A 12,510-nucleotide genomic window follows, 5' to 3' on the forward strand; every position below is an offset into this window, starting at 1 on the left:
CTTTTACCCTTATGAAAATCTGGATTGTACTTCTTAGAGGCATTAATGTTGGTGGGCACCACATAGTACCCATGAAAGAACTGAGACAACTCTTAGAAAACAATGGTTTTGAAAAAGTGTCTACGTACATTCAAAGCGGAAATATTGTTTGTAGCTACCCAACTAACCCAAGTCACAAAATAAGTACTCTGATAGAGCAAAAGTTTGGATTTAAACCTTCTACTTTCTCTTTAACAGTTAAGAACCTAAAGTCGGTAGTTGAAAACAACCCCTACCCGGGAGATGGAGGTAAAACGGTACATTTCTTCTTTTTTCATAGTTCACCTTCATCTGTCGACTATAAAACACTAGATGATGTAAAGGCCGAAAACGAGCATTACCAGTTGATTGATAATGTACTCTACCTACATGCTCCAGACGGCATTGGCCGATCTAAAATGGTTGACAAAATCCCAAAAGCCTTCGCAAAGGCAGAAATGACAGCCCGAAACCTAAATACAATCAATAAGTTGGCCGAAATGGTGGAAGAATAAGCCTCATGGCTAAGATCACCTGCTAGAATTCCATAATTGATGTCTTCCATATAGCTGCAATCTCTATTGGCTCAACTCTTCTAACCAACCATAAGAAACTATCAAAAACGGTGAGAACAGGAGGCTAAACAGGTTCAATCGACCAAATCAGTCAATAAAAAGACAATACATACGACTGATCCGTTAAATCTGAAGCCACATAGCCTTGCATCCTCTATTCTCTTATACAGTCCAAACCTTTGCCCTTACTCTAACCTGAACTAGAGATTCTAAGGCAATTATTAAACCTGTTTGACGCAGCGGTAATAAGCTATATGATTCTACTTTTTATAAGTCAGACCTCTCTCCTAAGAGTTCTGTAAAAGCAACGTGCACCTTGGTTTCAAGGTGCACGTTGCTTATTTATGACTGTATGGTAATATTTTATCTAACTCCTGCTGGCCGCTCCTCTGATCAATGAAATGACTAGAAGTACTAGGAATACGAAGAAGACAATTTTTGCAATTGATGCCGCACCTGCCGCAATTCCTCCGAATCCTAAAATGGCTGCGATTACTGCTATAATTAAGAAGGTTAATGTCCAACGTAACATGATGATAAATTTTTGGTTAATAATAATTTCATCTGATAATGAGAAAGAACCGTTCCATGAAAACCAAAAACACACAACTCACTGAATAACAGTCGATTAAAAACAAACAGATTGAACTAAAAAATACTGAATTGAGAAAAACACTCTCAATTAGAAAAAAATCTGGTCAGAACATGAATATTCTTAACTGAATGAACGCATTACTCTACTAAACACAGAGTCAACCGATAGGCAAAATACCTATAACTATCTAACAGTCAATATTTAACGATTACATAATTTACGTTTTCATTGAATGAAAGGAGAAAAATATCTACTTTCATCGTACTCAACCTGTGAATTATGAACAATCAGACTGTCAGACAATTCACACACATAATTTTGGCCAGTCAGCTAGTTGTTTTCAGCGTCTTATATTGGAACTCCATTGAGCGCGGAAAAACCCTTGAAGACTTACTACCTAAGGAGATACAAGAAGTAGCCTTCAATGAAGAGCTTATACAGTTCATGTCGACTAGGCCTAATGCCATGGGCCAAGAGGCTGAAAACGGATCACCAAATACGTATCTGGAGCCTGTGCATTCTGAGCATATTACCTCCATCATTTATTATTTTGATGCAGAGCAACCCAGAATGCCTCTTTATGAAATAGTAGTAAACTTTAAAGATGAGGTTTCTATGGAATTACATGCCAATATACTTTTAGGATCATCTAACCATACTGGAAAAGACGGTCACTCTAAAGAGTGGACATTCGACTTGAACGGAGGGCATATACTCCATTGTTCAACATTTGAGAACAAGATTGTATACAAAATGCCAATCTCGAATACCGAGAGAAATGCATCTAAACGCAACTAGAAGTCTAGATAACCAGCATTGTCACCAAAAAGAGAATTAACCTGTAAAAGGTAAAAATCACAAAAAATGAAAGGATGATGAAGCTCATCCTTAACAGATGATGCCACCACTTTCGACTGAACGTACTAAGCGTTTTCCATAAGTATACAGCTGAAAAAAGTAGTGTTCCACCTGACAGAAACCATTCTGAGAAAACAACCTGGCTAATTGCCCCAAAGGAGAAAAACCTAGAATGAATGAGTATGAGCAGCGAAGATGGTAGGATGAACATGATAATGTAAGCCGACCAAAATTGCAGTGCCACATTAAATGCATCGGAGAGATACATTTGCCGAAAGAACACCCCATAAATTGAAAGCCCCAACAACAGGACTAGCAAGATAAGTAAGAGCTTGCTTACCTCAGTAGTTTTCTGATCATAGACTACCTCTAATGTCTCAAAGCTTTCGCCCGTAACCGACATGTAACGATCTACGATTCTTTCTACCAAAACACTATACACCTGCTCATTAGCTTGAATGCGAAGAGGTGTTTTGAAAGTCTGTAAGCCAGGTATTAAGAAATATAGCAGGTTAGCAATTAAAAACAGGTTGGCCATCTTCAAGTATGGCTTTCTAATACCTTCCTGATAATTGTTAGACAACCGTGCAGGATGAGCCATCATGGATATGATAGTTCTTATTACTTTACCATCTAATTGAGTGACCTGAGAAAGAGTATCCTTGAACCAGTAGCTGACAGACCGGTCTTGGATAGTAAGCCTCTTTTCGCCACATAAGTGACAATAAGATCCTTTTAGAGGTGCTCCACAATTCTTACAGCAACTGTTTCCTGTCATTGAAGTTAGTTCAACCTAACCTTCAATTTACTACTTATTAGTTAATAAAGTATAGCATCAGAATAGTTGAAAAGTAAGAAGCTATCTTACCTTCCAAACTTACCCTTTAAGGCTGCTAACTTAGCCGCCATATCAGTCTCAGGCTCTCGTTGCCTTTTAGGTTTAGCGCTTTTTTTAGCCTGTGGCTTAGCTTCACCTTTCATAGATAAAGAGATGCGCTTTCTGGCTACGTCTACCTCAGTAACGGTAACCATTACCTTTTGCTGCACTGCTACCACATCTGCTGGGTTACTGATATAATGATCTGCCAATTGGCTAATATGTACCAATCCATCTTGATGCACTCCAACATCTACAAATGCACCAAAATTCGTCACATTAGTAACAATGCCCGGAATTTTCATGCCTATTCTCAGGTCTTCAATATGATTTACCCCCTCAGCGAAGCTAAATGCTTCAAATTTGTCTCTTGGGTCACGGCCTGGTTTAGCTAGTTCAGCCAGAATATCTTTGAGAGTGGGTAAGCCAATAGTATCGGTCACATATTGCTTAAGGTCTATCTTTGCTCTTAGTGATGCATCTCTGATAAGGTCTTTAACCTCACAATTAAGGTCTTTAGCCATTTTCTTTACTAGGTTGTACGCTTCAGGGTGAACAGCACTATCGTCTAACGGATTTGCTGCTCCCTTAATTCGCAAGAAACCAGCTGCTTGCTCAAATGCCTTTTCTCCTAGGCGTTGAACATTCTTAATAGCTGCCCTATTGGTAAAAGGACCATTTTGATTTCTGTACTCCACTATATTCTTAGCCAATTGAGGCCCTAGACCAGCTACATAGGTGAGTAATTGCTCTGAAGCAGTGTTGACCTCTACTCCAACGGCATTTACACAACTCATCACCACATCATCTAAAGAGTGCTTTAACGCAGACTGATCTACATCGTGCTGATACTGGCCTACGCCAATCGATTTGGGGTCTATTTTAACAAGTTCAGCAAGTGGATCCATCAATCTTCTGCCAATGGATACGGCCCCACGAACTGTTACGTCTTGATCTGGGAATTCATTTCTGGCAATTTCAGAAGCAGAGTAAATAGAAGCTCCGCTTTCATTGACCATCACAATTGTTACCGAAGAAGGTAAACCTAAATTTCGAACGAAATCTTCCGTTTCTCTACTGGCCGTTCCGTTACCTATAGCAATTGCTTCAATATTATGTTTATCAACCAAATGTTTGATAACTGCTCCTGACTCTGCTACTTTCTTCTGAGGTTCGTTAGGGAAGATAGCCTCAAACTGTAGCAGCTTACCTTGAGCATCTAGACACACTACTTTACAGCCAGTTCTAAAACCAGGGTCAATTGCCAAGACTCTTTTACTTCCCAGTGGTGCCGCCATGAGGAGCTTATGCAGGTTCTTTGCGAATACATCTATTGCTTCTTCATCTGCTTTCTTTTTAGAAAGCATTCGCATCTCCGTTTCCATAGAAGTGCTCAACAATCTTTTGTAAGCATCTTTTATTGCCAACTTCACTTGTTCAGCGGCTGCGTTATTGGCAGTTATAAACTGCCGCTCCAATATGCTGATGGCTTCTTCTTCTGGAGGCAAAACATCGAGCATAAGGAAAAGCTCCGACTCTCCCCTGCGCATAGCCAAAACTCTATGCGATGGCGCATCTTTCAAGGCTTCTTCCCACTCAAAATAGTCCTTATATTTCTGACCTTCTTCTTCTTTACCAGTGTAAACCTTAGACTTAATTGTAGCATGTTGCTGAAAATACTTTCTCATCTTTTCACGAGCCTCAGCATTCTCATTTACCGTTTCAGCAATAATATCCCGAGCACCTTTTAAGGCCTCATCGGCATTAGCCACACCTTTTTCCTCATTAATATATTTAGAGGCTTCAGCTTCTACATCTAAACTAGACTGCTCTAATATGCATGTAGCCAATGGCTCTAAACCTTTTTCTCGAGCCATTGAAGCCTTAGTCTTTCTCTTAGGCTTATAGGGCAAATAAATATCTTCTAAAACCGACATGGTTTCTGCCGATTTTATTTTGGACTCAAGTTCATCTGTTAGTTTGTCTTGCTCTTCTATAGACTTAAGTATTGCATCTCTTCTTTTATCTAGCTCTTTAAGTTGTTGCAGCCTATCTCTGACAGCAGCAATTTGTACTTCATCTAAACTACCTGTTAACTCTTTTCTATATCGGGCAATGAATGGGACTGTTCCACCTTCTTCCAATAGTTTAATTGTTGCGTCTACTTGCTTATTTGCAACCGAAAGTTCTTGAGCTATAAGTTGAGAATACATCATAGGTAAAATTTTGAGCGGGCACAAAACTAAGGAAAGATGATTGTTCAAAAAGTAATTAATTTAGAAATGAAGAACATTTCTTATCCGCTTAACGATTATAAGAGCATGGCAAAATTCTATGAATCTCTAACACCTCAACAAATCGAATTCATTCAAAATCAAAAAGTGTTCTTTACCGGCACGGCTGCTGCATCAGGCAGGGTTAATATTTCGCCAAAGGGCTTAGATTCGCTCAGGGTTATCTCACCTAGCAAAGTAGTATGGTTAAACCTGACTGGCAGTGGAAATGAGACGGCTGCACATTTGAAAGAGGTAAACCGAATGACCATAATGTTCTGTGCTTTTGAAGGAAAACCATTGATATTAAGGCTTTTCGGAACCGCCAAAACCATACATCGACAAGATGCAGAATGGGATGATCTTTACGCTCTGTTCCCAAAAGACAGTGGCGCCAGAAATATTTTTGAAGTAGAGTTAGATTCTGTTCAAACCTCATGTGGTTTCGCAGTTCCATTAATGGACTTCAAGGAAGAAAGACCAATACTTAAAGAGTGGGCAAAGCAAAAGGGTGAAGATGGAATTAGAAGTTATTGGGAAGAAAAGAACCAAGTAAGCATTGACGGCTTGCCCACTGGTATTTTTGAATAATTTGGTTTTTTAGTTGATTCCATCATAAAGTTTTTTTTTTTGTCATTCAATTATTCTAAGTTGTTTAAGTAAAAAAGAAACGTATAAGACGAATGAATATCAAGAAGATAAAGTAAAAGCGTTTCGGTGTTCTTTTAGTATCCAGTATAAGACGGATAGCGAAAGTTTCGGTGGTTCTTCAAGGACTTTTTATTAATAGTAAGGGAAGAAAACCAACCTTACATATAACTATGACATGGAATCAATTGGCTTTCTAATTCAAAAATATTTGATTCTATTCCTCATTATTGGTATCGAGTTTTATTTATGTGACACTAACTCACTTGATTTTGGATTCACTCTTACCAACTGGACCGGTATCCAAAGCGCGTCCTTAAAAATCCGAAATGGATAAGAAATGTCTTTTCAGGAAGTGAATTTGTAATTATAGGGTCAGATGGACTGAATTTGCTAAAGAACAGTATCCTCCAAGTACTTAAGCCTAAATGATGGCTATATTAGTACTACTAGAAATAACACAATTGACACATCAACTAATCTAACTATTTTAATTGGCACAGTATACCAACCGATCAGATCAGATGGCTTGATTGGTATCAACATTACATCTAATACCCGTATACAAATCGACCAGCTTAGAACATGTAATTTTCGACAATAAGCTTATCTCTACATCAAAGCAAAGCGAAAAGCCCCCTCTCCAGGGGCCTTTCAGGTTGACACTACATAAAACACAATAAATCAACATGACTTTATTGAGGAATTATTTCTTTAAATCATTCTGCCTGTTCAATTAGCTTCTTGTTTTCTTCAACCTGCCAATTAAACCTGGATGAACTTAGTTTTCTAACTAATTGAACCAGTGCTACTGTACCCAGTAAAATACACCCAGAGGTGGCCGAGACCTCTGGTCTGGCAAAAAATTCACCACTAGATAGTATACCTAATATCATTAACGTTGAAATGGGCAATGATAACGCCAAAACCAAAATGGCATATTCAGTATCAAAAGTCTTTGATGAATTTTTCTCGCGCTTGCTGAACACAGACAAATGAGCAAAAGGCCAAAAGCTGCAAGAGCTTAACGGAAAAACCATCATGAGGAGGATGGTACTGGTATCCTGAACTTCTAGCAATAGAACCAAACCTGTACTTATCAATAGAGTAACTCCCGCTCTGAGCAAAAGAATATTCAAAATAGCCCAAAGACTTTCCTTTTTAAGCTTAACTGCTAAACCTATAAAGAACAGGACAAGTGGAGTCATAATGAGACTTAACCTACTGAAAGTATCTCCGATGAATACTGGTAGACTATCAAAGTTAAACCCTAATGACAACAGAGCCATAGCTATTATAATTACGAGATTGATAGGCTCCCTTACTAAAGACATAAGCAGCTCCTTGATCTTCCCTTTGGAACTTGTTTTAGCCAAAAGATGAATGCTATAAAACATATTCATCGCCATTACATAGAGAAAAATAAGTACAAAGAACTTATTGCCAACATCGGCCAAGGCAGCATCCGCAAGACTCTTCTCTCCCAGGTATTCAAGTATGAATGGAAAACAAGATAGACCAGGTGCCAAAGAAGGCAACAACAACCTTAAGGTTCTTCCTTTCGCTGAATCATTATCCACACCTACCACTTTAAGTAGCGGTGGTGTAATGAAGTATATAACAAAGTTAAAGGCTAGAGCCAGTATGGGGAAGACAAGCATGCTTGCACTCATTTCAACCCCCATTAAAGCCACAAAAATTGTTGATGGTAAGGCTATTGTTAATATGAATGACTTGATACCATTTACCTGCTCTTTGCTATTAAACTTACTCTTCAGTAAAAAGCCTAAGAGAATGAATGATAAAAAAGTGAAAGTCTTTTGTAAAGCTGGATCCATTTATCTGCTAGGCTATTAATTACTCCATTACTTTACCCAAGGCCGAAGTAAACATTTGCATCTCCTCCATTGTTCCCATACTAACTCTACACCAGGTTTTATCGTAGATCTCAAACGATCTAACACCAATACCTTGCTCAGACATTTTAGTTAAGAATGCTTTCCCTTCCATTGTCTCTTGAGGAAAAATCATGAAGCTCGTGTACGATGGGACGGGACTGAAACCCATGGTTTTCAGGGTCGATGCAGTGTACTCTCTTGCCTGTTTATTCAGATTTTTAGACTTGGCTTGAAAAGCTGTATCATCCATACTAGCTATGGCAGCATAAATTGAGGTATTGGTGATTCCCATACCGCCTCTTGTAATCTTTTGAATAGACTTTAGTGTCTCCGGCAAAGCAGCAACATAGCCAACTCTCAGACCTGCCATTCCATGAATTTTTGAAAAAGTTCTAGCGACAATGACATTCTTACCTTCATTAAGAAGTGACACCATACTTTTACCATTTTCCCCTTCAACAAAATCAAGATATGCTTCATCTATAAACACAGGCACTTTTTCAGAAACCCTCGAGCAGAAATCATAAAGCTCTTTATATCCTGTAATTGTACCGGTTGGGTTATTTGGATTACAGATATAAACCAATTTTGTGTCACTACTGATCGCTGCCTCCATAGCGTCTAAGTCGTGAGACCAGTCTTCTTTTAAGGGAACTCCCTTCCATTCAGCACCGACAGATCTCGCTACATTCATTAGCGACATATAAGAAGGGTCTGCAGATAGAACAGTACCTCCATTCATAAAAAGGACCAGTGCAAATTTCTCTAGCAAGTCAGAAGAACCAGGCCCCATCATGAGGTACTCTTTAGGAACACCTTCTTTTTCTGATATTTTGTCCATCAAAACGGAAAGTTGACCCCAGCCGTACCTATTACCTCCGACAGCAGCAGCTTTGAGAGCCTCTACAGCCTTGGGCGAAGGGCCATAAGGGTTCTCATTGGCATTCAGCTTTGCCACAATTTCTGTCGCTAATGGTACGGTATGTTCTTTAAACAGAGGTGTATATACTATTCTCTCAGCATTATCAATCAACAATGAGTTTCTTGATTCTCCCCAGCTAAGTTGAGGTAGTATGGTAGCACCACCTATGGATAGCAAACCGGTTTTTAACCATTTTCTTCTGTTTAATGAATGTGACATGATGTACTAGTTTTAGTTTGAGTTGATTCAAGGCTTATATTAAACTCAAGTTAACTAGTAAACACCTCATTTCAATACATTTCTGTACTTATATACATATTTGGTTAAAATTTAAACTGAAAACGTATGCATTTATGATTATTGGGTAAATAATGGTTCAATTTTAAACCAATTCTCCTTATAAAACAGTTATCAACCAACAGAAGACCTTACCAAACATCAATTTCAAAAATTATTAAGCTCATCTCGACACAAATACCCCCGCACTATCCGGCAAAACTTATGGACATAAAAAAAGCCCCGCAAATGCGAGGCTTTCAATATCTATAAGGTGTAAATCTATTAGATAGAGATACCCATAAAACTCATAAAGGCAATACCCATAAGTCCGGTAATAAACATTGTAATACCTAGACCTTTGAGTCCATCAGGAACATTCGAGTACTTAAGCTTTTCTCTAATTGCAGCAAGAGCAACAATAGCCAAGAAGAAACCAATACCTGAACCGAATCCAAACACAGTAGCTTCACCAATGCTATAGTCTCTTTGAGCCATGAAAAGGGATGATCCTAAAATAGCACAGTTTACAGCGATTAGCGGAAGGAAGATACCTAGTGAACCGTAAAGTGAAGGAGAAAACTTCTCGATAGTCATCTCTACTAGCTGTACCATAGCCGCAATAATTGCGATAAACATGATAAAGCGTAAGAACGAAAGATCGATAGTTGCGAAGTCAGCACCTAACCAAGCTAAAGCACCTTCTTTCAATACAAACTCATTTAGCAACCAGTTCATCGGTACTGTCATACCCAATACGAATACTACAGCTAAACCAAGACCGAAAGCAGTTGATACCTTTTTCGATACCGCTAGAAAAGAACACATACCTAAGAAGTAGGCGAAAACCATGTTCTCAATAAAGATCGACTTAATACCTAAATTCAATAAATCCATGATTTTCTAATTTTAGTGTTCTACGTAACCAGTTTTAGTTCTCTGAACCCAGATAATGAAACCAAGAACAACGAATGCTCCAACTGGTGACACCATCAAACCATTAGTCGCAAAGTTCTCAATTCCGATTGCCTCGAATACAGGGTATCCGAATACATTACCAGAACCCCAGATTTCTCTAAAGAAGGCAACTGCTAGGATAATCCACGAGTAACCCAAGCCTGAACCTAAACCATCTAATACTGAATCATAAGGCTTATTACCTAAAGCAAAAGCTTCAAGTCTACCCATTACAATACAGTTGGTAATAATCAGTCCGATAAATACGGAAAGCTCTTTGTACATATCAAAAGCATACGCTTTCAACACCTCATTAACCAAGGTTACCAAGGTTGCTACTACCGCCAGCTGTACGATAATACGTACCCTTGAAGGAATAGCTGTTCTCATCAATGAAATGATGAGGTTTGAAAATATCAATACAAAGATTACCGACAAAGCCATTACCAAAGTAGGCTTCATTTGAGTGGTAACCGCAAGTGCAGAACAGATACCTAATACCTGAATGGTAATAGGGTTATCATCATTCAGAGGGTCAGTAACGAATTTCTTTCTTCTCTTCGATAGTAAGGCTTCTTTTTCCTTTACTACCGGTGCTTCAACAGTTTCAGTACTCATTATAATTACTGGTTATTGTTTTCAACATTCATTGTCATACTCTCGTTTCTGACATTCTTCTCGAAGTAGTTTTGGTAGTAACCAAGGTAGTTCTCCAACATGGCGTTAACACCATTTGCTGTTAGAGTAGCACCAGCCATACCATCAACCTTATTTGGACCCAATGCAGACTCAGGAGTATTCTCTCCCTTTACCATTGTTACTGAAACCAAATCTCCTTGATTGTCATACAATTCCTTGCCTCTGTATCTAGCTTGAACATCGTCTGATGTAATTCTAGCACCTAGACCTGGAGTTTCTCCTTTGTGGTCGAAGCTTACTCCAATTACAGTTTCCATGTTTGGCGTAATAGCAACGTAACCCCAGATAGCATCCCAAAGACCAGCACCGAAAGTAGGCAGAATAAATGCCTGCTCACTACCGCCATTGTATTTGAATACTGGGAACAATCTGTTCTCAGGAGTTTTCTTATAATTCTTCTCAATGTTTACATTCTCTGCTACAACTGGCTCACCTTTCTCATTGGTAGTAACAATTTCACCTTGGTAATTTGTTACTTCAGAGCTGATCACCTCGCTGTATCTGCTAAGAATCTCTTCTGGAGTCATTGCTGAAAGCTTTTCTTTTTCAGCAGGAATAGCACCAAGAATTTGCTTCTTAGTATCTAAATCTTGCGCTTTCTTTTGAGCAGGCCCTAAAACCTGAGATACTCCAGATAGCAACCCTCCCAATACCACTGTTAGTATAAGGGAGAATACAATTATATAACCATTAGACTGTCGCACGGGCTAACCTCCTTTTCTTGTTTGCTTGTACTACATAGAAATCAATAAGTGGAGCGAATACGTTCATTAGAAGTACCGCCAACATAATACCTTCTGGATATGCTGGGTTTACTACTCTAATCAATACTGTTAAGGCTCCAATCAAAAGACCGTAAATCCATTTTCCTGTTTCCGTTTGCGAAGCAGATACTGGATCTGTGGCCATAAACACGGCTCCAAATGCTAAACCACCCATTACCAAGTGGTATTGAGCAGGCACATTCATAAATTCATTTGCTCCAACCATGTTGAAAACAGTACCCATAAGGAAAGCACCTGCAAATGCACTTACAATAATCTTCCAGCTACCTACACCGGTTACCACTAGAATGATAGCTCCCAAAAGAGCCATTAAAGTAGAAGTTTCTCCGATTGAACCAGGGATACCTCCTATTAACATATTCTCAAAGCTAAAGAAGCTAAAGTCTCCAAATGGGGCAGCTAAAGCACTATTGACATTAGCTAAACCTGCCGTAACTGCGTTACCAACATTAGAAGAATCATAAGCTACAGAAAGTGCAGTTGCACCACTGTAAGCATCGATTGGGGTTTCTCCAGCTAATTGAGTCCAAACTTCACCAGAAATTTGTGAAGGATAAGCAAAGTATAAGAATGCTCTGGCTGTCATGGCAACGTTCAATACGTTCATACCTGTACCACCAAAGATTTCTTTACCTACTACAACACCAAAAATTGTAGCCAAAGCAACTTGCCATAATGGAATAGTTGGAGGGACAATTAATGGAATAAGCATACCCGTAACAAGGAAACCTTCGTTAATTGGGTGTTTTCTAACTACAGCGAATACTGCCTCAATGATACCACCAGCAGCATAGGCCACCAATACAATTGGCAATACCCATCTTGCACCAAACAGCAAATTATCTACGGAGAAGAAAGAAGTTTGCTCTCCAATAGCTACATGATGCTGATAACCAACATTGAATATACCCCAAATCAAACAAGGGATCATGGCGATGACAACTGTCATCATCATTCTCTTCAAGTCTACTGCATCTCTAATCTGGGCACCTTTGTTCCCTGCAGTACTAGCAGGAGAAAACATAAAAGTTTCACCAGCCTCAAACAGGTAGTAAAACTTCTCCAGTTTACCACCCTTCTCGAACATTGGCTTCTGCTTTTCTAAGATATTATGTAAAAACTTCATTCC

Annotated in this window: 12 protein-coding genes; 3 read left to right on the forward strand and 9 right to left on the reverse strand. The window is 39.0% G+C overall.

Translation table 11 applies throughout. From position 1 onward, the window contains the following. Positions 1-11 precede the first annotated feature (11 nt). Positions 12-533, forward strand: coding sequence for a DUF1697 domain-containing protein (locus T7867_RS18025; protein ID WP_322299626.1), 522 nt, complete (start codon positions 12-14; stop codon positions 531-533). Between the two features lie 427 nt (positions 534-960). Here T7867_RS18025 and T7867_RS18030 read toward each other — a convergent pair whose 3' ends face one another. Then, complete coding sequence (locus T7867_RS18030; protein ID WP_084375757.1) at positions 961-1,125, reverse strand: DUF1328 family protein; 165 nt, start codon at positions 1,123-1,125, stop codon at positions 961-963. Between the two features lie 342 nt (positions 1,126-1,467). Here T7867_RS18030 and T7867_RS18035 point away from each other — a divergent pair, with 342 nt between their 5' ends. Next, entirely contained in the window at positions 1,468-1,986 is a 519-nt protein-coding gene (locus T7867_RS18035; RefSeq protein ID WP_322299627.1) for a hypothetical protein, read from the forward strand. 4 nt (positions 1,987-1,990) lie between these two features. Here the strand turns inward: T7867_RS18035 and T7867_RS18040 are convergent, their stop codons facing one another. Then, positions 1,991-2,824: a DUF3667 domain-containing protein gene (locus T7867_RS18040; protein WP_288343009.1), complete on the reverse strand. Its 834-nt coding sequence runs from the start codon at positions 2,822-2,824 to the stop codon at positions 1,991-1,993. An 86-nt stretch (positions 2,825-2,910) separates the two neighbouring features. Next, entirely contained in the window at positions 2,911-5,139 is a 2,229-nt protein-coding gene (locus T7867_RS18045; protein ID WP_322299628.1) for a Tex family protein, read from the reverse strand. A gap of 36 nt (positions 5,140-5,175) precedes the next feature. Here T7867_RS18045 and T7867_RS18050 point away from each other — a divergent pair, with 36 nt between their 5' ends. Beyond that, complete coding sequence (locus tag T7867_RS18050) at positions 5,176-5,787, forward strand: pyridoxamine 5'-phosphate oxidase family protein (RefSeq protein ID WP_245660266.1); 612 nt, start codon at positions 5,176-5,178, stop codon at positions 5,785-5,787. 776 nt (positions 5,788-6,563) lie between these two features. On the opposite strand, the gene T7867_RS18055 is transcribed toward T7867_RS18050, so the two are convergent. From T7867_RS18055 to T7867_RS18080, 6 genes are all read right to left on the reverse strand, one after another. Further along, complete coding sequence (locus tag T7867_RS18055) at positions 6,564-7,682, reverse strand: AEC family transporter (protein WP_068224448.1); 1,119 nt, start codon at positions 7,680-7,682, stop codon at positions 6,564-6,566. A 19-nt stretch (positions 7,683-7,701) separates the two neighbouring features. Further along, a complete protein-coding gene (locus tag T7867_RS18060) occupies positions 7,702-8,883 on the reverse strand; it encodes a pyridoxal phosphate-dependent aminotransferase (RefSeq protein ID WP_068224451.1) in 1,182 nt (393 codons plus the stop codon). Positions 8,884-9,225: 342 nt separating this feature from the next. Then, a complete protein-coding gene (nqrE, locus tag T7867_RS18065) occupies positions 9,226-9,837 on the reverse strand; it encodes an NADH:ubiquinone reductase (Na(+)-transporting) subunit E (RefSeq protein ID WP_068224453.1) in 612 nt (203 codons plus the stop codon). 12 nt (positions 9,838-9,849) lie between these two features. Then, positions 9,850-10,515 (reverse strand): NADH:ubiquinone reductase (Na(+)-transporting) subunit D, encoded by a 666-nt coding sequence (locus T7867_RS18070; RefSeq protein WP_068224455.1) that lies wholly within the window; start codon positions 10,513-10,515, stop codon positions 9,850-9,852. Positions 10,516-10,520: 5 nt separating this feature from the next. Continuing rightward, complete coding sequence (nqrC, locus tag T7867_RS18075; protein WP_068224458.1) at positions 10,521-11,300, reverse strand: NADH:ubiquinone reductase (Na(+)-transporting) subunit C; 780 nt, start codon at positions 11,298-11,300, stop codon at positions 10,521-10,523. Further along, positions 11,287-12,507 carry an NADH:ubiquinone reductase (Na(+)-transporting) subunit B gene (locus tag T7867_RS18080; RefSeq protein ID WP_068224461.1) on the reverse strand — a complete coding sequence of 407 codons (1,221 nt, stop codon included), beginning with the start codon at positions 12,505-12,507 and terminating at the stop codon, positions 11,287-11,289. The genes nqrC and T7867_RS18080 overlap by 14 nt, the downstream gene beginning before the upstream one ends. Between the last annotated feature and the right edge of the window lie 3 nt (positions 12,508-12,510).

Origin of the sequence: Roseivirga spongicola (assembly GCF_034376045.1) — a bacterium.
Lineage (GTDB): Bacteria > Bacteroidota > Bacteroidia > Cytophagales > Cyclobacteriaceae > Roseivirga > Roseivirga spongicola.